Origin of the sequence: Pantoea sp. QMID4, assembly GCF_030270445.1 — a bacterium.
In the GTDB taxonomy this organism is placed as follows: domain Bacteria; phylum Pseudomonadota; class Gammaproteobacteria; order Enterobacterales; family Enterobacteriaceae; genus Pantoea; species Pantoea vagans.
Genome location: NZ_BSXL01000001.1, coordinates 122,466 through 145,523 on the forward strand (window position 1 = coordinate 122,466; position 23,058 = coordinate 145,523).

A 23,058-nucleotide genomic window follows, 5' to 3' on the forward strand; every position below is an offset into this window, starting at 1 on the left:
AACAGGCGGCTTGTCAGCCGCCCGTTTTTTATTTCGCAATCGGTAAGTCGTCGCGACTGCCCCATTCGCCCCAGGACCCGTCATACAGCGTGACATCCCGAGCGCCCAGCGCCGTAAGCGCCAGAATCAATACCACCGCCGTCACGCCAGAGCCACAGCTGGCGACCACCGGTTGTGTGATATCGACGCCTGCTTCAGAAAACAGCCTGCGCAGTTCCGCTTCCGGCTTAAGTTTTCCCTGCTCGACCAGCGTATTCCACGGCACATTCAGGCTGTTGGGAATATGTCCGCGATGCAGACCGGGACGCGGTTCGTCCACTTCAGCGTTAAAGCGATTGGCGGCACGCGCATCAACAATCTGTGCACCGCCTTCATGACTGATCAGCAGCACGTCCGTCAGGCGTTTAACCCGGCTTTCATCCGCGTGCGCTTCAAACTCACCTTCCGGCAGATTCACGTTGCCGGTTGCCAGCGCAAAACCGGCCTCTTTCCAGCCCTGCAAACCGCCTGCCAGGATCGACACCTGCGCCACGCCAAAGGTCTTCAGCATCCACCAGGCGCGCGGCGCAGAAAAGAGGTTGCCCTCGTCATAGACCACCAGATGCTTATCACTGCTTACGCCCAGCTCGCGCATCGCGACGGCAAAGGTCTCGGCACGCGGCAGCATATGCGGATAAGGGCTGGTGTGATCGGAGAGCGCTTCAATATCAAAGTAAGGCGCGTCGGGTAGATGACCTGCCAGATATTCAGCCTGGATATCGCGAACCGCTTCCATTCCGGGTGGCAGCATACGGGCATCCAGCACCTGAAGCCTCTCATCGTTGTCGTGCTCTTGTAACCAGTCGGCGGACACAAACAGTGGCGTTGTCATAACAACCTCATCTCAGCAATCTGTCATACCAGTGTCAGGGAATGTGCGCACCATCTCAAGAGAAGCGTTGATTAAATGCGAGCATTGATATGAAATTGCGCAGCGTAATCAAACGACACTCCCTGCGTCCCGGTGAAGGAACTACCATGAAAAAACGCACTACCCGGCTGCTGCTCAGTATGCTGATCGGTGGCTCGCTGCTGTCAGCGACCCTGTTACCCCTGCCTCTTCAGGCGGCAGAGATATCCGCAACCGCCCAGGCCAGCAAGCCGCTGACGATTATCGATCTCTCGGAACTGCAGATCGACGGTGCCGCTGCCCTGGTTTTAACCTTCAGTCAGCCGCTGGATGACAAACAGGATATCGCGCAGAAAGTCAGGCTGACCGACGACAAACAGGGCCGGGTGGATGGCGGCTGGGAGCTTTCCGCTAACCGTAAAACGTTGCGCTTCCGCCACCCCGAGCCGTCGCGCCACTTCACCGTTACGGTGGATGCGGGACTGCGCGCCGCCAGCGGTGAGACGCTCGCCACCGATTACAGTAAAAAAATCGCGTCCAGCGATATCCAGCCGATGGTGGGCTTTGCCAGCCGCGGTTCACTGCTGCCGCTGCGCATCACCCATGGCCTGCCGGTACTGGCGCTGAATGTTAACCAGGTTGATGTCGATTTCTTCCGCATTAAGAATGCTGGTCTGGCCCGGTTTCTCTCACAGTGGAATTACGGTAACAACCTCTCCAGCTGGCAGTCACAGGATCTGCTGAAAAGCAGCCAGCTGGTCTATACCGGACGCTTTGAACTTAATCCGGCGCGAAACACCCGTGAAAAACTGCAGCTGCCGATGAGTGACATTACCGCGCTTCAGCAGCCCGGCGTCTATCTGGCCGTCATGAAGCAGGCCGGGACTTATCATTACAGCCAGCCCGCCACACTCTTTACTCTGAGCGATATTGGCCTGTCACTGCACCGCTTCCCGACTCAGTTCGACCTCTTCGCCCAGAGTCTGGCAAATGGCCAGCCGCTTTCCGGCGTCAGCGTCAGGTTGCTGGATGAGAAAGGGCAGGTGCTGCAGAGCGACACCAGTGACAGCACCGGTCATCTGCGCCTCAAGGCGAACGAAAAAGGCAAGCTCCTGCTGGGCGTGCAGGGCGAGCAAACCTCGCTGATCGATCTGGCGCGTCCGGCGCTGGATCTGGCTGAGTTTCCGGTAGCCGGGCCGCAGGGCTATGACAAACAGCTGTTTGTCTTTGGCCCGCGCGATATCTACCGGCCCGGCGAAATCGTCATCGTCAATGCGCTGCTGCGTGATGCCGACGGACGCCCGCTGCCTACTCAGCCGATCAAAGCGGAGCTGGTGCAGCCCGACGGCCAGGTGATGCGAACCTTTGTCTGGCAGCCTGAAGCAGGACTCTACCAGCAGCGACTGGCGCTGCCCGCGTCCGCCATGACCGGCGACTGGATGCTGCGGCTCAATACCGGCGATAACCTTAAGCGCGAGTGGCATTTTCACGTTGAGGATTTCCTGCCGGAGCGCATGGCGTTAAGCCTTAAAAATGATCCTCAGCCGCAACCTGCTGGTGCCAGCGTTGAGTTCGGTATTGAAGGACGTTACCTCTATGGTGCGCCAGCTGCCGGGAGCACCTTACAGGGGCAACTCTATCTGCGACCGGCACGCGAAGCCGTGGCTGCACTGCCAGGCTACCAGTTTGGTGACATCACCGAAGAGGGATTAAAGCGCACGCTGGATGAAGTGGACCTCAGGCTTGATGCCAGCGGTAAAGCGCAGCTTACGGTAGAGAATCAGTGGGACCAGCTGCACTCCCCGCTTAACCTGATCCTTCAGGCCAGCCTGCTGGAGACCGGCGGACGTCCGGTCACCCGTCGGGCCATCCAGGCTATCTGGCCCGCTGACGCACTGCCGGGCATCCGGCCGCTGTTTGGTAATAAGGCAGTTTATGACTACCGCAGCGACCGCTATCACGATGAGCCTGCCGTGCCGGAAGAGAGCCTGGCCGAATTCGACATTGTCTATGCCAACAGTCAGGGCAGGAAACTGGCGGCAGACAAGCTGGACGTGCGACTGATCCGTGAGCGCCGTGATTACTACTGGAGCTTCTCTGACAGCGAAGGCTGGCAGTCGCAGTACGGCGACAAAGATCTGCAGGAAGATGAACGCGCCATCTCAATCCCGGCTGACGGCAGCACCAAAGTCAGCTTCCCGGTCGAGTGGGGCCACTACCGGCTGGAAGTGCAGGCGGGTGAGAGGATCGTCAGCAGCGTGCGGTTCCAGGCCGGCTATGACTGGCAGGACAACACCAACGGCACGGGTGCGTTGCGTCCCGATCAGGTCAGACTGAAGCTGGATAAAGCGGCTTACCAGCCGGGTGACACCGTGCACCTGCAGGTCGAATCACCGGCAGCCGGTAAAGGCTACCTGATGGTGGAGTCGAGCAGCGGCACGCTCTGGTGGCAGCCGCTGACCGTACCAAAGGGCGGCACCACGGTGGATGTGCCGGTGGCTGAGAGCTGGCGGCGTCACGATATCTACTTCAGCGCCATCGTGGTACGTGACGGTGATAAGGTCAGTGGTGCCACACCCAAACGCGCGGTGGGGCTGTTGCACCTGCCGATGGCGACCGAAGCACGTCGCTTAAACCTGACGCTTGCGGCACCCGATAAAATCCGTCCTGAGCAACGCCTGACGGTCAACGTTCACGCCAGTCGTGACGGCGGTCCGCTGCCAGAAAAAGTGAATGTGCTGCTGTCAGCAGTGGACAGTGGGGTACTGAGCGTAACGGATTTTAAAACGCCCGATCCATGGCAGGCTTTCTTTGGCCGTAAACGCTACAACGTCGATCAGTACGACGTTTTCGGTCAGCTGATCGAAGGCGGCGGCCGGCTGGCGGCGCTGCGTTTTGGTGGTGATGGCGAGGATGAATCGATGACGCGCGGCGGTAAAAAACCGGTGACGCGTGTCAATATCGTCGCGCAGCAGTTACAGGTGGTGACGCTGGATAAAGCGGGCAACGGATCGATCACGCTGCCGATCCCGGCCTTTAACGGTGAACTCCGGCTGATGACGCAGGCCTGGAGCGATGACAGCTTCGGTGCCGCAGAGCGCAAACTGGTGGTCGCGGCGCCGCTGATCAGCGAGCTGGCTACCCCACGTTTCCTTGCCAGCGGCGATACCGCATCACTGGCGCTGGATCTCACTAACCTGACCGATCTGCCGCAAACCCTGAAGGTGGATCTGTCCAGCAGTGGCCTGGTGGATCTGGCTGGTGCTGCCAGCCAGAGTGTGACGCTGGCTAAAGGTGCACGCACCACCTTACAGATTCCGGTTACGGCGAAAACGGGCTTTGGTGAGGGCGAGGTTACCGTACAGATTTCCGGTCTGAACCTGCCAGGTGAACAGATAAAGCCCGGCAGACAGCAGTGGAAAATTGGTGTCAGACCACCTTATCCGGCGCAGACACTGAACTTTGATGCCGTCATCAATCCCGATCAGCCCTGGGAGATAGCGGCGGCGGCGCTGACGGGGCTGGATGCACAAACCCTGAGCGGACAGCTGACGCTGAGCAATCGACCACTGCTGAATATCGCCAGCTATATCAGTGCGCTTTACGCCTATCCCTACGGCTGCCTGGAACAGACCAGCAGCGGACTCTGGCCTTCGCTTTACACCAGCCATGCTGAGCTGACCGCCATGGGGATCAAGATCAGCAGCGATGAGGCGCGTCGGGCCGCTGTCGACACCGGCATTGCCCGTCTGGCCGGGATGCAGCGAGCTAACGGCAGCTTCGGGCTATGGGATAAAGAGAGTGAAGAGGAGTTCTGGCTGACGCCCTATGTGACGGACTTCCTGCTGCGCGCCAGCGAGGCGGGCTATGCGCTGCCGGATAATGTGGTGGAGCGCGCTAATGCACGGCTGCTGCGCTATCTGCAGGATCCCTCGCAGATCAGCGGCGGCGGTGATAACAACGCCGCGCTGCAGTTCAGCGTGCAGGCTTACGCCGGACTGGTGCTGGCGCGTCAGCAACGTGCCCCGCTGGGTGCGCTGCGCGCCTTGTATCAGCAGCGTGAGAAGTCCCGCTCCGGCCTGGCGCTGATGCAGCTTGGCGTCGCGCTGAAGCTGATGGGTGACGCGCAGCGCGCTCAGCAGGCAATCATGCAGGGAGCTACGCTGACGCGTTCGGACAAAGAGTGGTATGGCGACTATGGCAGCACGGTGCGCGATCAGGGGATGATGATTGCGTTGCTGGCGGAAAATAAGCTGCAGCCGGATGTGCAAAACAGTCTGCTGCTGTCACTGTCCAGGGAGGTGAATGGCAAACGCTGGTTCTCGACTCAGGAAAATAACGCACTTTATCTGGCAGCTCACACTCTGCAACGTGCGCAGGGCGGCAGCTGGCAGGCGCTGCTGTCGGGTAATTCAGAACCGCTGCAGGGCGATGCGCCACTCAATAAAGGGCTGGCGGCTGACCGCCTGTTACAGGGCTTAGCCATCCGTAATTCAGGAAGTGCGCCGCTTTATGGTCGTCTGGATGTGACAGGCTATCCGCTGACCGCCCCGCAGCCGGAGAGCAATGTGCTTGGGATAAAACGTGAATACTTTACCCTGGATGGCAAAGCCGCCGATCTGAGTAATCTGCGCAGCGGAGAGTTGCTGGTGGTACGTCTGACCGTTTCGTCGAAACGCAGCATCAGCGATGCGCTGGTGGTGGATCTGCTGCCTGCCGGTCTGGAGCTGGAAAACCAGAACCTGGCGAACAGCAGCGCCAGCCTTGGCGACAGTGCGGATGCGCTGAAGGAGAGCATGGGCGATATGCAGCAGGCGGACATTAAGCATATTGAGTTCCGTGACGATCGCTTTGTCGCGGCGCTGGCGGTGGATACTTATCGTCCCGCAACGCTGGTCTACCTGGCGCGTGCGGTCACACCGGGTCGCTTCCTGATGCCGCCGCCCCAGGTGGAGTCGATGTATGTGCCGGAGTGGCGTGCCACCGGCATTACGCCATCGCAGCTGCATATTCAATAAGTGACGCAGGGCGTGGTAAACATCAGCACGATTAAAAAGCGGTGGCTCGCGCTGCCGCTTTTTTTTCTGGTGTTATGGCTGGCGATATGGGGACTGGATCGGTTGTTCCCGCTGCCGCTTAAACAGGTGCAGCCCGCGCGGGTCATTGTGGCCAGCGACGGTACGCCGCTGTGGCGCTTCGCTGACAGCAACGGCATCTGGCGCTATCCGGTTACACCCGAAGAGGTGGCACCGGCCTATCTGCAGGCGCTGCTCACTTACGAAGATCGCTGGTTCTGGTATCACCCTGGCATCAACCCTCTGGCCCTGCTGCGCGCCGCCTGGCAGGATCTGCGTCATCAGAGTGTGATTTCCGGCGGCAGCACCCTGACTATGCAGGTGGCGCGCCTTATCGACCCGCAACCCCGCACGTTGCGGGGTAAGCTGATTCAGGTGTGGCGGGCGCTGCAGCTGGAGTGGCATCTTTCCAAACGGGATATTCTGACGCTCTATCTTAACCGTGCGCCCTTTGGCGGCACGCTGGAAGGGGTGGGCGCGGCAAGCTGGAGCTGGCTGGGCAAAGCCCCGTCGCAGCTGACACCGGGCGAGGCGGCGCTGCTGGCGGTGTTGCCGCAGGCACCCAGCCGTCTGCGGCCCGATCGCTGGCCGGAGCGGGCGGAAGCCGCTCGCAATAAAGTGCTGGATCGACTGGCGGAATACCGCATCTGGTCCGCGGAACAGGTGGCGGAAATTCGTCAGGAGCCGGTGTGGCTGCCGCCGCGACAGATGCCGCAGATGGCACCGCTGCTGGCCCGGCGGCTGCTGTCGATCAGCCGCAGTGATAAAATTGTCTCTACACTCGATCCTTCACTGCAGCGCGAACTGGAAAGCCTGGCGCTGAACGTTAAAAACCAGCTGCCGCCGCGTACCTCGCTGGCGATGCTGGTGGTGGATCACACCACCATGGCCGTTCGCGGCTACGTCGGCTCGGCTGACTTTACTGATGACAGCCGTTTTGGTCATGTGGATATGATCGCCAGCGTGCGCTCGCCAGGTTCGGTGTTAAAACCCTTTATCTACGGCATGGCGCTGGACGAGGGACTGATTCATGCCGAATCGCTGCTGCAGGATGTGCCGCGTCGTTTTGGTGATTACCGGCCCGGCAATTTTGACACCGGCTTTCACGGACCGGTCAGCGCCAGCGATGCGCTGGTGCGCTCCCTGAATCTGCCCGCCGTTCAACTGCTGGAGGCACTGGGGCCGAAAAACGTCGCGGCGCGTCTGCGCAATGTGGGTCTGAATTTACGTTTTCCGCCTGGCGCTGAACCCAATCTTTCTCTGATTCTCGGCGGCACCGGGGCGCGCATGGATGAAATTGTCGCGGCCTACAGCGCCTTTGCCCGCCACGGTAATGCCGCTCAGCTGCGCTGGATGCCCGATCAACCATTGCAGCAGCGACCGCTGCTATCAACGGAATCGGCATGGATCATCCGGCGTATCCTGGCGGGGGAAGCGCAGCCTGCCGGTAATGGCAGTGTACCTGACGTGGTGCCACTCGCCTGGAAAACCGGCACCAGTTACGGCTATCGCGACGCCTGGTCGGTGGGTATCAATCCCCGCTATCTGATTGGCGTCTGGGTCGGGCGACCGGATGCCACCCCGGTGGCAGGCCAGTTTGGTTTTGCCTCAGCCGTGCCGATCATGAACCAGATTAACAGCGTGCTGATGAGTGGGACTGGACGACGTGACGTGCCGGTCGATCCGCGTCCTGCCTCGGTGACGGTCGCGACTATCTGCTGGCCTGGTGGTCAGCCGCTGGCCGCCGGAGACGAAAACTGTCGTCAGCGGCGGCAAAGCTGGGTTGCTTCGGATACGCTGCCGCCAACGCTGCTGGCACCCGGCCAGGAGAGCCTCAGCGGATTGCGCCTGAGTTACTGGCAGAATGCGCAGGGGCTGCGCGTTGCTGCCGACTGTCCCGGCGCCACCCGTCACGAACGGCTGGTCTGGCCGCTGCCGCTGGAAGCCTGGCTGCCGCCTCAGGAGCGGCGGGCGCGGCGTCTGCCACCTGTTGATATGCACTGTCCACCGTTACAGCAGGGCAGCAGTGCACCGCTGATCGTCACCGGCGTCATTGAAGGGCAAATTGTTAAGCCGCTGCCGGGCAACGCTGCACTGACGATCCCGGTCGCGGTGCAGGGCGGGCAGGGTACGCAGCGCTGGTGGTTCCTGAATGGTGAGCCTCTCATAACGCACAATGCCGCAGAGATGTCGCTGCATCTCGATCATCCGGGTGAATATCAGCTGGTGGTGATGGATGAAGAGGGCCAGCTTGTCTCAGTCACCTTCAGTCGGGGATGATGGTTTTCTGCGCTGAATCATAACTGAAGCGCGTCCGCTTCGACTCAGATCAAGAATTTTCAACAAATTAGGGATCTCTGATAGGCAATGCCGGACTCAGCCCCTATAATCGGCGCCGTTTATTAACCGGGGCGAACGCCACCGGTTTCTTCAGAACGTCAAGACAGAGGTCATCATGGCAATCGAACGTACTTTTTCTATCATCAAGCCAAACGCCGTCGCTAAAAATGTGATCGGTGCTATCTACAACCGTTTTGAAAGCGCAGGCTTCAAAATTGTTGGCGCAAAAATGCTGCAGCTGAGCAAAGAGCAGGCTGAAGGCTTTTACGCTGAGCACCAGGGCAAACCATTCTTCGATGGTCTGGTTGAATTCATGACCTCTGGCCCGGTTGTTGTTTCCGTGCTGGAAGGTGAAAATGCCGTTCAGCGTCACCGTGACCTGATGGGTGCTACTAACCCGGCAAACGCACTGGCTGGCACTCTGCGTGCTGACTACGCTGACAGCTTCACCGAAAACGCGACCCACGGTTCAGATTCTGCGGAATCTGCTGCCCGCGAAATCGCTTACTTCTTCGGCGAAAACGAAATCTGCCCACGTACCCGTTAATCGCCGGGCGATAAACGTTACAGCGGCTTTACAAAAATCTGTGCAGGGGAGGTCACTCCCGCCTGTTATCAGGTCGCAGATGTTGTACAATATTGCGCCTTCATTGACATCGCTTAATGAAGGCGCAATTTTTTCACCTATCCCTGAACAGCGCCATAACGTGTAACAACGAGGCCAGAGAATATTATGTCCGAACAGATTGTGACGTCCGCGTCCGCATCCCCTATTGTCGTCTCCCCCACAAGCCAGAAAATCAACCTGCTGGATCTCAACCGTCAGCAGATGCGCGAATTCTTCCTGTCGCTGGGTGAAAAGCCGTTCCGCGCCGATCAGGTCATGAAGTGGATTTATCACTACTGCTGCGATGATTTCGAGCAGATGACCGACATCAACAAAAAGCTGCGTAACCGGCTGATGGAGCTGACGGAGATCCGCGCGCCAGAAGTGGCGGAGGAGATGCGCTCTACTGACGGCACCATTAAATGGGCCATTCGTGTCGGTGACCAGCTGGTGGAAACGGTTTATATCCCGGAAGGCGACCGCGCTACGCTCTGTGTTTCGTCACAGGTGGGGTGTGCGCTGGAGTGTAAATTCTGTTCGACCGCACAGCAGGGCTTTAACCGTAATCTTCGGGTGTCAGAAATTATTGGTCAGGTGTGGCGTGCGGCGAAAATTGTCGGCGCAGCGAAAATCACCGGCCAGCGTCCTATCACCAACGTGGTGATGATGGGCATGGGCGAGCCGCTGCTCAACCTCAATAACGTGGTCCCGGCGATGGAAATCATGCTGGATGACTTCGGTTTTGGTCTGTCGAAGCGTCGCGTGACCCTCTCAACTTCGGGTGTCGTTCCTGCGCTGGATAAACTGGGCGATATGATTGACGTTGCGCTGGCCATTTCCCTGCATGCGCCGAACGATAAGCTGCGCGATGACATCGTGCCAATCAACAAAAAGTACAATATCGAAACCTTCCTGGCGGCGGTGAAACGCTACATTGGTAAATCTAACGCCAATCAGGGACGTGTGACCATTGAGTATGTGTTGCTGGATCACGTCAACGATAGCACCGACGATGCGCATGAACTTGCCGCATTACTGAAAGAAACACCGTGTAAAATTAACCTGATTCCGTGGAACCCCTTCCCGGGCGCACCGTATGGCCGTAGCTCAAACAGCCGCATCGATCGTTTCTCCAAGGTGCTGATGGATTATGGTTTTACCACCATCGTGCGTAAAACCCGTGGCGACGATATTGATGCCGCCTGTGGTCAGTTAGCCGGAGAAGTGATCGACCGTACCAAGCGAACGCTGCGTAAAAAAATGGCGGGTGAAGCCATATCTGTGAAGGCTCTCTAGAAGAGTGACAGAGTGCGTTTCCTGAAGTGATGACGCGTGGCAGGCTGCAGCCTGTCAATGTCAACCGGATGGAAACGATTATGCGTAACGGATTACCTGCAGTTTTACTGGTGCTGTTTGTTGTAAGCGGGTGTGTCAGCCAGCCCTGTGAACCCGGCGCTGAAGAGGTGCGTCTGCAGTTAGGGATGCACTATCTGGCCAGTGGTGACTATGCCGCGGCAGAGCGAAACTTTCTGCGCGCGCAGGCTGCCGCGCCCGAAGACTACCGGGTCTCGCTTGCACGGGCACGGCTGGCGCAGCAGCAGGGTAATCAGACAGCGGCGCAGGCACGGTTTATACTGGCACAGCAGCAGGCCCCGGATAATGGTTTTGTTGCTAACAATTACGGTGCGTTTCTCTGCGCTTTAAGGCAGTATGACGAAGCGCATCAACAGTTTAGTCGGGCAGGCGCTGCACCTCAGTTTGACGCACGCAATGACGCGCGTGAACTGGCAGGGTTTTGTTATCTGCAGGCGGGCGATGTTGCCGCTGCCCGCAGGACGTTACGTCAGGCCCTTGAGGCCGACAGACGCAAAGCGGATTCGCTGCTGTCGGAAGCTGAAAAGCTGATGGCAGATAACCAGCTGGCAAAGGTGCAGGTTTTGCTCGACGTTTACCAGCAACAGTTGCCCGAAACGGCACGAAGTCTGGTGTTACACTTACGTTTCGCCGCGCTACAGGGAAATGCCGCTGACGTTTCACGTTATGGCGACCAGTTAGCGCGACGTTTTCCGCAATCGATACAGTACCAGCGTTATTTAGCTAATGAATACTGAAGCCACTCAAGAAAACTCTGCATTACATTCAACAGGTGAACGCCTGCGTCTGGCCCGTGAGCAGATGGGGCTGACGCAGCAGAACGTCGCTGAGCGCCTGTGCCTGAAACTCTCTACCGTGCGTGACATTGAGGAAGACAAATCGCCGGCTGATTTAGCCTCTACGTTCCTGCGCGGCTACATTCGCTCTTACGCGCGTCTGGTGCATATTCCTGAAGAGGAACTGCTGCCAATGATGGCGAAACAGACACCGGTTCGTGCTGCAAAAATCGAACCGATGCAAAGTTTCTCACTGGGTAAGCGCCGCAAAAAACGCGACGGCTGGCTGATGATTTTCACCTGGCTGGTTGTGTTTGTGGTGGTGGGACTGACCGGCGCCTGGTGGTGGCAGAATCATAAGGCGTCACAGGATGATCTGGTGCCGATGACCGATCAGAACAGCAGCAGCGGCGACAATGGTCAGTCGATTCCGCTGGGTGAATCCAGCGGTGACAGCGCGGCACCTGCCGCGCCGGACGAAAGCAATACCACGACCCGTGATAACAGTGCGGCCAGCACGCCAGCACGTACGGCTCCGGCCGCCAGCGCCAGCAATGGCGCGACTGCCGCACAGCAGGACACCAACAGTAATGCGGTGGTGTCACCGAGTCAGGCAGCTGTGGAAAACACGACGGCTGCCCCGGCAGCCACCCAGTCCGGTACCAGCACATCACCTCAGATGCCGGTAGGCGCAGCCGCAGTCAGTGAACCGGCTGCTGACCCTAACGCAGTGGTCATGACTTTTAACGCAGACTGCTGGCTTGAAGTGAGCGATGCGACTGGCAAAAAACTGTTCAGCGGCATTCAGCGTAGTGGTGGTAAACTCAGCCTCGCAGGAACGCCTCCGTATCGTCTGAAAATTGGCGCGCCTTCCGCGGTTCAGGTGCAATATCAGAATCAGCCCGTTGATTTAAGCCGTTTTATCCGTAATAACCAGGTTGCTCGCCTGACGTTGGGTGCGCAATAACAGCGTATCGCGTACCGGGCAATTGTGGAGAAGAAATATGCATAACGAAGCACCCATTATCCGCCGTAAATCCAAACGCATTTACGTCGGCAAGGTGCCGGTCGGTGACGGCGCGCCAATCGCCGTACAGTCGATGACCAACACCCGCACCACTGACGTGGAAGCGACGGTAAATCAGATCAAAGCCCTTGAGCGCGTCGGTGTCGACATCGTGCGTATCTCGGTGCCTACCATGGATGCCGCAGAAGCATTCAGACTGATCAAACAGCAGGTAAACGTGCCGCTGGTTGCAGATATTCATTTTGACTACCGCATCGCCCTGAAAGTCGCCGAGTATGGCGTCGACTGCCTGCGCATCAATCCCGGTAACATCGGGAACAATGAGCGCATCCGTACGGTGGTCGACTGCGCACGCGACAACAATATTCCGATCCGAATTGGCGTAAACGCCGGTTCGCTGGAAAAAGATCTGCAGGAAAAGTATGGCGAGCCGACGCCACAGGCGCTGCTGGAATCCGCCATGCGCCATGTCGATCATCTCGACCGCCTTAACTTCGATCAATTCAAAGTCAGCGTAAAAGCGTCTGACGTCTTCCTCGCGGTTGAATCTTATCGCCTGCTGGCGAAACAGATCGAACAGCCTCTGCATCTCGGCATCACCGAAGCGGGTGGCGCGCGTGCGGGCGCGGTGAAATCGGCGATTGGCCTGGGGCTGCTGCTGTCAGAAGGGATTGGCGATACGCTGCGCATCTCGCTGGCGGCCGATCCGGTTGAAGAAGTGAAAGTCGGTTTTGATATCCTGAAGTCACTGCGTATTCGCTCTCGCGGTATCAACTTCATCGCCTGCCCGACCTGCTCACGTCAGGAATTTGACGTCATTGGTACGGTCAACGCGCTGGAGCAGCGTCTGGAAGATCTGATTACGCCGATGGATGTTTCGATTATCGGCTGTGTAGTCAACGGACCCGGCGAAGCGACCCTCTCTACGCTGGGCGTAACCGGCGGCAGCAAGAAGAGCGGTTTCTACGAAGATGGTGTGCGTCAGCGCGATCGTCTCGACAACAATGACATGATCGATCAGCTGGAAGCGCGCATTCGTGCCAAAGCGTCGATGCTGGATGCCAGCCGCCGTATTGATGTGCAGCATCTGGAAAAATAATGGCGTGCGCGGCCTGCGTACGTGACTTTTTTGACCGAACCTGTGCGGTTTCATCCTCATAAGGTATGATGCCGGACAGGTTTTTTTGCATTAAGAGATTTTAACGTGGCGAAGAATATTCAGGCAATTCGCGGGATGAACGACTACCTGCCTGCGGATACTGCCCTCTGGCAACGGATTGAAGGCGTTCTTAAGCAGACGCTGGCGAGCTACGGTTACAGCGAAATTCGCTTGCCACTGGTAGAGCAAACCCCACTGTTTAAACGCGCCATCGGTGAAGTCACCGATGTGGTTGAAAAAGAGATGTATACCTTCGACGACCGCAACGGTGAAAGCCTGACGCTGCGTCCGGAAGGCACGGCAGGCTGCGTGCGCGCCGGTATCGAACATGGTTTACTCTACAACCAGGAACAGCGCCTGTGGTACATGGGACCGATGTTCCGCTATGAGCGTCCGCAAAAAGGCCGTTATCGTCAGTTTTATCAGATCGGTGTAGAAGTGTTTGGTCTGCAGGGACCGGACATCGATGCTGAACTGATCATGCTGAATGCCCGCTGGTGGAAAGCCCTGGGTATCTCTGAGCACGTTCGTCTGGAACTCAACTCTATCGGTTCACTGGAGGCGCGCGCGCTTTATCGTGACGCGCTGGTCGCCTTCCTTGAACAGCACAAAGACGTGCTGGATGAGGATTGCAAACGCCGTATGTACAGCAACCCGATGCGCGTTCTCGACAGCAAAAATCCCGATGTTCAGCAACTGCTGAATGATGCGCCACAGCTTGGCGACTATCTGGATGACGAATCTCGCGAGCATTTCAGCGGCCTGTGTGCCCTGCTGGATGACGCAGGTATCAGCTACACCGTCAATCAGCGTCTGGTACGTGGCCTGGATTACTACAATCGCACCGTGATTGAGTGGGTCACCGATAGCCTGGGTTCACAGGGCACGGTGTGTGGCGGTGGTCGCTACGATGGCCTGGTTGAGCAGCTCGGCGGTCGTGCTACACCTGCCGTGGGTTTCGCCATGGGCATGGAGCGTCTGGTGCTGCTTGTTCAGGCGGTTAATCCTGAATTTGAACCGACGAGCAATGTGGATGTCTATGTTATCGCTTCAGGTCAGGGCGTGCAGTCTGCTGCGATGCAGCTGGCTGAGAAATTGCGTGATGAAGCACCGGAACTGAGGCTGATGACCAACTTTGGCGGCGGTAACTTCAAGAAGCAATTTGCCCGTGCTGATAAGTGGGGCGCGCGTGTTGCCCTGGTGTTAGGCGAAGACGAAGTCAAAGCCGGTCAGGTCGTGATTAAAGATCTGCGCCGTGGCGAGCAGCAAACGCTGGATCAGGCAGAGGCTGCTGCTGTATTGCGCACGCTGTTACAGTAAGCGTGACACAGCACCAATCATAGAAAGGAGAGGGATTGCGTGGAAGTGTATAGCAATGAGAACGAGCAAACCGACGCGCTGCGCAACTTTTTTGCCAGTAATGGCAAAGCGTTAGCCATTGGCGTAGTCATCGGCATTGCTGCGCTGGGTGGCTGGCGTTACTGGAGCAGTCATCAGGATGATACGGCGAAATCCGTGTCCGCGCAGTATCAGCAGCTCACCAGCGCCATGCAGGCGGGTAAACCGGAAACGCTGGAAGCGGTGAACCGTTTTGCCAGTGAAAACAGTAATACCTACGGTGCGCTGGCTGCGATGGATCTGGCGAAGCAGTATGTTGACGCCGGTCAGTTTGATAAGGCCGCGACGCTGCTGCAAAACGGACTGAAAGATACCAAAGATGCCAATCTGCAGGCGGTCATTAACCTGCGCCTGGCACGCATTCAACTGCAACAGAATCAAGCGGACGCGGCGCTTAAAACCCTTGACGGTGTGAAGGGTGATGGCTGGACAGCCATTGTGGCCGATATTCGCGGCGAAGCGCTGCTGACCAAAGGTGACAAACAAGGCGCGCGCGATGCCTGGAGTAAAGGCGTCGAATCTGACGCCTCTCCGGCATTAAAGCAAATGATGCAGATGAAGATGAATAACTTAAGCTAAGCCAGTCAAGAGAGCGCACATGGAATTACGTAAATACCTGCTGCCAGGACTGATTTCAGTCACTTTGCTCAGCGGTTGTTCGCTGTTTAGCGGCGAAGAAGATGTAGTAAAAATGGCCCCGTTGCCGAAGGTGGAAAATCAGTTCACGCCACAGAAAGTGTGGAACACCTCGGTAGGCGATGGCGTCGGTGACTTCTACTCAAATCTGCATCCGGCCTGGCAGGATAACACCGTTTTTGCAGCCGATCGTTTTGGTATTGTCAAAGCGCTGGATGCCGCAGACGGTAAAGAAAAATGGAAAGTCGATCTCTCTGAGAAAACCGGCTTCTTCTCTAAAAACCGCTCAGCACTGTTATCAGGCGGCCTGACCGCTGATGGCGATCGGGTTTATGTTGGCAGCGAGCGCGGCAAAGTTTATGCACTTAACAGCAGTGATGGCAGCCTGGCCTGGCAGACCAGCGTCGCAGGTGAAGCCCTGTCTCGTCCTGTCGTCAGCGATGGTCTGGTACTGGTGCATACCAGTAACGGCATGCTGCAGGGACTGGATCAGAGCAGCGGTGCGGTGAAGTGGAGCGTCAACCTGGATATGCCAGCGTTGTCTCTGCGCGGTGAATCGGCACCTGCTGTCGCATTTGGCGGCGCCATAGTCGGTGGCGACAACGGTCGCGTCAGTGCCGTGGTGATGAATCAGGGGCAGCTGATCTGGCAGCAGCGTATTTCTCAGGTCAGCGGTGCCACTGAGATCGACCGTCTTAACGACGTCGATACCACGCCGGTTATCGTTAACGGCGTTGTGTATGCACTCGCTTACAACGGTAATCTGTCGGCGCTGGATCTGCGTTCCGGCCAGATTTTATGGAAACGCGAAATTGGCGGTGTGAAAGATTTGATTGTCGATGCCGGTCGCATCTATCTGGTCGATCAGGATGACCGCGTGATTGCGCTGAACGCTGACGGCGGTGTTGCCATCTGGCGTCAGAGCGATCTGCTTCATCGCAATCTGACATCACCGGTGCTCTACAACGGCTACCTGGTGGTCGGCGACAGTGAAGGTTATCTGCACTGGCTGAACACCACTGATGGTCGTTTTGTCGCACAGCAGAAACTGGATAGCTCAGGCTTCCAGACTGAGCCGGTGGTCGCCAGCGATAAGCTGCTGATCCAGTCGAAAGACGGCGAGGTTTATGCGATTACCCGTTAACGGGTAAACGTCTGGCAGGTGAAATCCTCCGTTCCGACGGCTCCTGATTTAATCAGGGGCCGTTTCGTTTTTAGTCAGGCATGGTATTCTTTGCGCCTTAAGCCTGAACTTAGCGGCCAGAGCCGTTATAATCACGCCATTCGGGCGATTCATTATTTATTGAGGCATTTTGTTATGGTACCTGTGGTCGCGCTGGTTGGGCGTCCCAATGTGGGAAAATCTACGCTATTTAACCGCTTAACCCGCACACGTGATGCGCTGGTAGCGGATTTTCCTGGACTGACTCGCGATCGCAAATATGGTCGCGCCGAAGTGGAAGGGCGCGAATTTATTGTTATTGATACCGGTGGTATCGACGGCACCGAAGAGGGTGTTGAAACGCGGATGGCCGAGCAGTCACTGCTGGCGATTGAAGAAGCCGATGTCGTGCTGTTTATGGTCGATGCGCGTGCGGGCATGATGGCCGCCGATCAGCAGATCGCTAAGCACCTCCGCTCGCGTCAGAAAGCCACTTTCCTGGTAGCAAACAAAACTGACGGACTCGATCCGGATCAGGCGGTTGTCGACTTCTATTCACTGGGCCTGGGCGAGATTCACGCTATTGCGGCCTCGCATGGTCGTGGTGTGAGCAGCCTGATAGAAGAGGCACTGCTGCCGTGGATGGAAGAAGTTGAGGCGGTTGAGCTCACTGAAGAAGAAGAGAACCAGGCTTACTGGGCTGCGCTTGAAGCTGACGAAATTGCGGAGCAGGAAGCCGCAGAGGAAGAAGAAAACTTCGACCCGACTGGCTTGCCAATCAAACTGGCGATCGTTGGCCGTCCTAACGTAGGTAAGTCAACGCTTACTAACCGTATTCTCGGTGAAGACCGCGTGGTGGTCTACGACATGCCGGGCACCACCCGCGACAGTATCTATATTCCGATGGAGCGTGATGGACGTGAATATGTTCTGATCGACACCGCAGGCGTGCGTAAGCGTGCCAAAATCTCGGACACCGTTGAAAAATTCTCGGTAATCAAGACGCTGCAGGCGATTGAAGATGCCAACGTCGTGATGCTGGTGATTGATGCCCATGCCGGTATTTCCGATCAGGATCTCTCGCTGCTGGGCTTCATTCTTAACAGTGGTCGCTCGCTGGTGATTGTGGTCAACAAATGGGATGGCCTGTCGCAGGAAGTGCGTGATGAAGTGAAAGAGACGCTGGATTTCCGTCTGGGCTTTATCGATTTCGCCCGCATCCACTTTATCTCTGCGCTGCACGGGAGCGGCGTAGGTAATCTGTTTGAGTCAATCACGGAAGCCTATGACTGTTCGACCCGACGCGTAAATACCTCGCTGCTGACCCGCATCATGAACATGGCGGCAGACGATCACCAGCCGCCGCTGGTACGTGGTCGTCGCGTTAAGCTTAAATACGCGCATGCTGGTGGCTATAACCCGCCTATCGTGGTGATCCACGGTAACCAGGTTAAGGATCTGCCTGATTCTTATAAACGCTACCTGATGAACTATTTCCGTAAATCACTTAACGTGATGGGAACGCCAATTCGCATTCAGTTCAAAGAGGGTGATAACCCTTATGAAGGCAAACGTAACCTGCTGACGCCAACGCAGCAGCGTAAGCGTAAGCGTCTGATGGCGCATATGAAAAAGAATAAGCGTTAATAAAATGAGGGCCATCTGGCCCTCTTTTTTTTGCGCTGAATAACGCACGAGGGAGAACATAATGCGTGTGCTGTGTGAAAAATGTCAGCAACCGCTGTCGCTCGGCGACGGTGAATGTATCTGCACAGCCTGCGGAGCACATTACCCGGCGCATCCCTGCTGTCCTGAGTGTCATCAGCCGCTTGAGGTGCTGAAAGCCTGCGGCGCAGTGGACTATTTTTGCCGTAACGGATAGGGTCTGATCTCCCGCAAGCGGGTACTTTTCCAGCCACCCGGTCACTGACCTCGCTTTCAGCTACGCTTAAAATGTCAGATAACGCAGCGCGATCCCTGGCCCTTTTTGTAGCAAAAATGCTATTACGCCGTAACAAATGCGTTGTATATGTTCACTCTGTAATGTACCAGGTGGTACAATCCTGCCGCGTCGTGGGAGGGGTCAGCCACATCCGTGCTCTTCCGGCCCACAGATTCTCACGGACGCGGGTCTGTTTATATTCGATTTGAAACAGAACAATGCTCTGCGCGGACGTGCATAACGCGCCAGAGACCGGGACGGCATCTGTCCGGATGCTCTGTTTATTCAGGAGAGTAAGTGTTATGGCTGAAACATCCTCCCGCTCCGGAAAGGGGCTGGGAATCGCATCCGTGCTGCTCGGACTGGTGCTGCTTGCCACCGGTCTGTTTTTTGCCATTGGCGGCGGTAAACTGGCAGCCCTTGGCGGTAGCTGGTACTTTTTAATTGCGGGTATCGTCACTGTACTCTCCGCAATTCAATTCTTCCGTCGCAAATCATCGGCAGTGATTCTGTTCCTGCTGGTCTTTGTCGGCACCCTGATCTGGTCGCTGTTTGATGCGGGTCTGGAGTTCTGGCCGCTGGTCTCACGCCTGATGGTGCCTGCCGGACTGATGCTGCTGGCCTTTTTGATCTGGCCTTCACTGCGTAAGCACGAAGGTAAGCACTCACTGGCAAAACCCTCTTACGCCTTCTCTGCGCTGCTGGCGGCAGGCATGGTTGTGACGCTGATACAGATGTTCCAGCCACATCCTACCGTTGCCGGCACCGGCGAAGAGTTGCCGCTGGTCCCGGTTGATAAAGCCAGACAACAGAAAGACTGGGATAACTACGGTAATACTCCGCAGGGCAGCCGCTTTGTGGCGCTGGACCAAATCACCCGCGACAACGTGAAAGATCTGCAGGTCGCCTGGACCTTCCACACCGGTGATACGCCTGTCAGCCCGACCGGGAACGGCGCAGAAGATCAGCAGACACCGTTGCAGATTGGCAATACTCTTTACCTCTGTACGCCGCACAACAATGTCATCGCCGTTGAAGCCAACAGCGGTAAGCAGATCTGGAAACGTGAAATCAATGCCAAAGCAGAAGTCTGGCCGCGCTGCCGTGGTCTGGCTTACTTTGACGCAACCAAACCGCTGCAACAGCCGGATAAGCCGGGTTCTTCACCTGTACCTGCCGCTGTGCTGCCAGCCGGTGACAGCTGCCAGCGTCGCATTCTGATGAACACCATCGACGCGCGTCTGATTGCGATTAACGCCGACAACGGTGAGTTCTGTGAAAACTTTGGCGATCACGGCATCGTTGATCTTAAAGCAGGACTGGGCCAGGCACCGGATCCACAGTATCAGCTGACGTCAGCGCCAACGCTGGCGGGCACCACCGTCGTGGTGGGTGGTCGTGTTGCGGATAACGTGCAGACCGATATGCCAGGTGGTGTGCTGCGTGGCTTTGACGTTATCACCGGTAAAATGCGCTGGGCATTTGACCCAGGCAACATTGACCCGAATGCGATTCTGATGCCGGGTAAAGATTATACCCGCAGTACGCCGAACTCCTGGGCGCCGATGTCTTACGACCCGGCCATGAACACGGTGTTCATCCCGATGGGTAGTTCGTCGGTTGACCTCTGGGGTGCGAACCGTACCGAACTGGATCACAAATACGGTGCTTCGGTGCTGGCGCTGGATGCGACTACCGGTAAAGAGAAGTGGGTCTATCAGACCGTACATAACGATCTGTGGGACTTCGACCTGCCGATGCAGCCAAGCCTGATCGACTTCCCGCAGAAAGATGGCAGCACCACGCCAGCGGTGGTGATTGGTGGTAAAACCGGCATGATCTTCGTGCTTGATCGTATGACCGGCAAGCCGCTGACCAAAGTCGAAGAACTGCCGATGCCGCAGGGGCATATCCCGAACGAGCAGTACACGAAAACACAGCCACACTCGACCGGTATGCCGCAGATTGGCAACCAGACGCTGAAAGAGTCTGACATGTGGGGTGCAACGCCGTTTGATCAGCTGGCCTGCCGCATTGGCTTTAAATCAATGCGCTACGACGGCCTGTTCACCGTGCCGGACACCGATAAGTCTCTGAGCTTCCCGGGTTCGCTGGGTGGTATGAACTGGGGCAGCATGTCGACCGATCCGAACAATCATCTGCTGTTCGTCAATGACATGCGTCTGGGCCTGTGGGTTCAGATGATCCCGGCGGATACCCGCAACATTGCCCGTGGCAGCAACGGCGGCGAAGCGATCAACACCGGTATGGGTGCCGTCCCGCTGAAAGGCACGCCATATGCTGTGAATAAAAACCGCTTTATGTCACCGCTGGGTATTCCTTGTCAGAAACCGCCATTTGGTACGCTGTCGGCGATTGACATGAAAACCCAGAAAATTGTCTGGCAGGTGCCGGTCGGTACCGTGCAGGATACCGGTCCGTTTGGCATTAAAATGCGTGTGAAAATGCCGGTTGGCATGCCAACGCTGGGCGGTACGCTGGCAACGCAGGGTGGCCTGGTGTTCATCGCCGGTACGCAGGATTACTATCTGCGCGCCTTTGACTCTTCAACCGGTAAAGAGGTGTGGAAAGCACGCCTGCCGGTCGGCAGTCAGGGTGGCCCGATGAGCTACGTTTCACCGAAAGATGGTAAACAGTACATTCTGATTTCGGCAGGTGGCGCACGTCAGTCACCGGACCGCGGTGATTACGTGATTGCTTACGCGCTGCCAGACAGCAAGTAACAACGCATAAAGAAAAGGGCCGACATTGTCGGCCCTTTTTTTGAAAAAGTCTTACCCCATTTGCTGTAAAACCGAGCATGCTCAGGGAAAATGGTCAGATCGGAAAGTCGCAAAATCGTCATCCATGACTGCCCGGCCCGCGCGATTACACACCTCATCCCTGAGGTGTGCCCGTAACCGGGCCAACGCGTTGCGTTGTTCAAAAACGCTCCCGGCATTTTTGTCCATGGCGCGGGACGCTTTCCTCCTCTGACCGTGTTACCTTCGCTTTAAGCTTATTCGTTGCTGCAAGATTCACATCGGATTATCCGCTGTCTCAGGACCGACATTGTCGGCCCTTTTTATTTGCTTATTTTCCGTCGTGCCACAGCGCCTTTAGCTCAGGCGGGGCTATCTGTTCCGGGATCAGCAGCACAATGGTGCCCGCCTCACGGCGGGTGGCATACTGAATCTGGATGCGAAAATAACGCTGGTCGCCACTGCCCACCTGTGCGGCTTTCTCCTCGGATTCGCCCAGTGGCATAGCCTGCTCAAGTGCATGGCAGACGCGTTGTTTTTCAGGGGGTGGCAACTCACCCAGCATAAAGCGACGTTCGGCGCGCAGCCCCGGAATAAAGGCCATGCCGCCTTCACGCGCAACGACGATGGTCGCATCATCGGTGAGTTCGGGCAGGTCACTCATAGCACGCCAACCTCCTTCCACGCCTGTTCAATGGCACTGCTCACTGACGGGTTAAACCGCTTTTCGCCATGCTTAATGGTGAAGCGGGCAAAGGTTTTAAAATCTGCATCCTGTGGCAGTTCGTCGTCACACACCGTGTCATACCAGGCATATCCCGCCTGTTCCCACGCATGACCACCCAGCGCCTTGGCCGCCAGATAAAAAGCCCGGTTAGGAATGCCGGAGTTGATATGCACGCCGCCATTGTCTTCGCGGGTTTTCACATAGTGATCCATGTGGGCCGGTTGCGGGTCTTTGCCCAGCATCGGGTCGTCGTAGGCGGTGCCGGGTTCGGACATCGACCGCAGACCACGCCCGTTAATACCCTTCGCCAGCAGCCCTTCACCAATAATCCAGTCTGCTTCATCCGCACGCTGCTTTTTGCTGAACTGTTTTACCAGCGAGCCAAAGACATCCGACAGCGACTCATTCAGTGCGCCAGCCTGCTCAAAATAGATTAATCCGGCTTCGTTTTCCGTGACGCCATGCGCCAGTTCGTGGGCCACAACGTCAATCGCAATGGTGAAGCGATTAAAGATTTCGCCGTCACCATCGCCAAATACCATCTGCTGACCGTTCCAGAAGGCGTTCTGGTATTTCTCACCGTAATGCACGGTACCCAGCAACTTCAGGCCCTGACCATCCAGCGAATTACGCTGATACGCCTGCCAGAAGAAGTCATAGGTCACGCCAAGGTAGTCCCAGGCTTCTTCAGCCGCGACATCATCATTACCCGGCTGGCCTTCCTGACGAATCAGCTTACCCGGCAGGGTTTCCTGGCTCTGGGCATCATAAATTTCGCGTTCAACGTGACCACCCGCCGCCGTTTTAACGCCGGTTGGTTTTTGCCAGTGTTCCGCCATCAGGTGCTGAACGTGCGTCAGGGTGCGGCGAGCCTGCTCCTGCTGGTGGCCGGAACTGTGAGCGATGATCTTGCGAAGGATATAGGGAGGAATAACGCAGTAAGCCATGTGAGACTCCTTGGCAAAAAGGAATGAGTCAAAAGTATAGACCCGTCTGGCTGGTTAGACCTCATGAGGGAGGCCAGCGGTAAATGGAAAAATGTGAGGTGGCGCGCAAAGTCAGTGTCAGGGGCGGATTGGAGATAGCGCTTATTTTTCAGATAAAAATTCTGATGAGTTATATGAGAATTTCTGGCAGCAAAAATCAGCCATAAACATAACCGGTGAAGCTGTACAGGCCTCATG

At 56.8% G+C, this 23,058-nt stretch carries 16 protein-coding genes; 13 read left to right on the plus strand and 3 right to left on the minus strand.

Annotated elements, in window-relative coordinates; translation table 11 throughout:
- Window positions 1-28 precede the first annotated feature (28 nt).
- Window positions 29-871, minus strand: a complete 843-nt coding sequence (gene sseA, locus QSK07_RS00595) for a 3-mercaptopyruvate sulfurtransferase (protein ID WP_098052615.1) — start codon at window positions 869-871, stop codon at window positions 29-31.
- A 146-nt stretch (window positions 872-1,017) separates the two neighbouring features.
- On the opposite strand from sseA, the gene QSK07_RS00600 reads away from it, so the two are divergent.
- From QSK07_RS00600 to QSK07_RS00660, 13 genes are all read left to right on the plus strand, one after another.
- Window positions 1,018-5,907 carry an alpha-2-macroglobulin family protein gene (locus tag QSK07_RS00600; protein WP_285720180.1) on the plus strand — a complete coding sequence of 1,630 codons (4,890 nt, stop codon included), beginning with the start codon at window positions 1,018-1,020 and terminating at the stop codon, window positions 5,905-5,907.
- Entirely contained in the window at window positions 5,908-8,244 is a 2,337-nt protein-coding gene (gene pbpC, locus QSK07_RS00605) for a peptidoglycan glycosyltransferase PbpC (RefSeq protein ID WP_285720181.1), read from the plus strand.
- 175 nt (window positions 8,245-8,419) lie between these two features.
- The gene (gene ndk, locus QSK07_RS00610) at window positions 8,420-8,851 is read left to right on the plus strand and encodes a nucleoside-diphosphate kinase (RefSeq protein WP_003848684.1); all 432 of its coding nucleotides are present in this window, start codon (window positions 8,420-8,422) and stop codon (window positions 8,849-8,851) included.
- 186 nt (window positions 8,852-9,037) lie between these two features.
- Window positions 9,038-10,207, plus strand: a complete 1,170-nt coding sequence (rlmN, locus tag QSK07_RS00615) for a dual-specificity RNA methyltransferase RlmN (RefSeq protein ID WP_098052617.1) — start codon at window positions 9,038-9,040, stop codon at window positions 10,205-10,207.
- Window positions 10,208-10,287: 80 nt separating this feature from the next.
- A complete protein-coding gene (pilW, locus tag QSK07_RS00620) occupies window positions 10,288-11,022 on the plus strand; it encodes a type IV pilus biogenesis/stability protein PilW (RefSeq protein ID WP_285720182.1) in 735 nt (244 codons plus the stop codon).
- Window positions 11,012-12,028, plus strand: coding sequence for a cytoskeleton protein RodZ (gene rodZ / locus QSK07_RS00625; RefSeq protein ID WP_285720183.1), 1,017 nt, complete (start codon window positions 11,012-11,014; stop codon window positions 12,026-12,028). The genes pilW and rodZ overlap by 11 nt, the downstream gene beginning before the upstream one ends.
- Before the next feature lie 37 nt (window positions 12,029-12,065).
- Window positions 12,066-13,187, plus strand: coding sequence for a flavodoxin-dependent (E)-4-hydroxy-3-methylbut-2-enyl-diphosphate synthase (ispG, locus tag QSK07_RS00630; protein ID WP_098052619.1), 1,122 nt, complete (start codon window positions 12,066-12,068; stop codon window positions 13,185-13,187).
- 105 nt (window positions 13,188-13,292) lie between these two features.
- Window positions 13,293-14,567, plus strand: a complete 1,275-nt coding sequence (gene hisS, locus QSK07_RS00635; protein ID WP_098052620.1) for a histidine--tRNA ligase — start codon at window positions 13,293-13,295, stop codon at window positions 14,565-14,567.
- A gap of 39 nt (window positions 14,568-14,606) precedes the next feature.
- Entirely contained in the window at window positions 14,607-15,224 is a 618-nt protein-coding gene (locus tag QSK07_RS00640; protein WP_098052621.1) for a YfgM family protein, read from the plus strand.
- A 19-nt stretch (window positions 15,225-15,243) separates the two neighbouring features.
- Window positions 15,244-16,425, plus strand: a complete 1,182-nt coding sequence (gene bamB / locus QSK07_RS00645) for an outer membrane protein assembly factor BamB (RefSeq protein WP_013358724.1) — start codon at window positions 15,244-15,246, stop codon at window positions 16,423-16,425.
- Between the two features lie 174 nt (window positions 16,426-16,599).
- Complete coding sequence (gene der / locus QSK07_RS00650) at window positions 16,600-18,090, plus strand: ribosome biogenesis GTPase Der (RefSeq protein WP_098052622.1); 1,491 nt, start codon at window positions 16,600-16,602, stop codon at window positions 18,088-18,090.
- Window positions 18,091-18,151: 61 nt separating this feature from the next.
- Window positions 18,152-18,325, plus strand: a complete 174-nt coding sequence (locus tag QSK07_RS00655; RefSeq protein WP_285720184.1) for a YfgJ family double zinc ribbon protein — start codon at window positions 18,152-18,154, stop codon at window positions 18,323-18,325.
- Window positions 18,326-18,687: 362 nt separating this feature from the next.
- A complete protein-coding gene (locus QSK07_RS00660; protein WP_285720185.1) occupies window positions 18,688-21,129 on the plus strand; it encodes a glucose/quinate/shikimate family membrane-bound PQQ-dependent dehydrogenase in 2,442 nt (813 codons plus the stop codon).
- Window positions 21,130-21,478: 349 nt separating this feature from the next.
- Here the strand turns inward: QSK07_RS00660 and QSK07_RS00665 are convergent, their stop codons facing one another.
- Window positions 21,479-21,811 (minus strand): protealysin inhibitor emfourin, encoded by a 333-nt coding sequence (locus QSK07_RS00665; RefSeq protein ID WP_285720186.1) that lies wholly within the window; start codon window positions 21,809-21,811, stop codon window positions 21,479-21,481.
- The gene (locus tag QSK07_RS00670) at window positions 21,808-22,821 is read right to left on the minus strand and encodes a M4 family metallopeptidase (RefSeq protein WP_285720187.1); all 1,014 of its coding nucleotides are present in this window, start codon (window positions 22,819-22,821) and stop codon (window positions 21,808-21,810) included. The genes QSK07_RS00665 and QSK07_RS00670 overlap by 4 nt, the downstream gene beginning before the upstream one ends.
- Window positions 22,822-23,058: the final 237 nt, after the last annotated feature.

Excerpts from the sequence above, each read along its gene's own strand:
- sseA (WP_098052615.1), bottom strand. The coding sequence starts at position 871 with ATGACAACGCCACTGTTTGTGTCCGCCGACTGGTTACAAGAGCACGAC.
- QSK07_RS00600 (WP_285720180.1), top strand. The coding sequence starts at position 1,018 with ATGAAAAAACGCACTACCCGGCTGCTGCTCAGTATGCTGATCGGTGGC.
- ndk (WP_003848684.1), top strand. The coding sequence starts at position 8,420 with ATGGCAATCGAACGTACTTTTTCTATCATCAAGCCAAACGCCGTCGCT.
- rlmN (WP_098052617.1), top strand. The coding sequence starts at position 9,038 with ATGTCCGAACAGATTGTGACGTCCGCGTCCGCATCCCCTATTGTCGTC.
- pilW (WP_285720182.1), top strand. The coding sequence starts at position 10,288 with ATGCGTAACGGATTACCTGCAGTTTTACTGGTGCTGTTTGTTGTAAGC.
- rodZ (WP_285720183.1), top strand. The coding sequence starts at position 11,012 with ATGAATACTGAAGCCACTCAAGAAAACTCTGCATTACATTCAACAGGT.
- ispG (WP_098052619.1), top strand. The coding sequence starts at position 12,066 with ATGCATAACGAAGCACCCATTATCCGCCGTAAATCCAAACGCATTTAC.
- bamB (WP_013358724.1), top strand. The coding sequence starts at position 15,244 with ATGGAATTACGTAAATACCTGCTGCCAGGACTGATTTCAGTCACTTTG.
- der (WP_098052622.1), top strand. The coding sequence starts at position 16,600 with ATGGTACCTGTGGTCGCGCTGGTTGGGCGTCCCAATGTGGGAAAATCT.
- QSK07_RS00655 (WP_285720184.1), top strand. The coding sequence starts at position 18,152 with ATGCGTGTGCTGTGTGAAAAATGTCAGCAACCGCTGTCGCTCGGCGAC.
- QSK07_RS00660 (WP_285720185.1), top strand. The coding sequence starts at position 18,688 with ATGGCTGAAACATCCTCCCGCTCCGGAAAGGGGCTGGGAATCGCATCC.
- QSK07_RS00665 (WP_285720186.1), bottom strand. The coding sequence starts at position 21,811 with ATGAGTGACCTGCCCGAACTCACCGATGATGCGACCATCGTCGTTGCG.
- QSK07_RS00670 (WP_285720187.1), bottom strand. The coding sequence starts at position 22,821 with ATGGCTTACTGCGTTATTCCTCCCTATATCCTTCGCAAGATCATCGCT.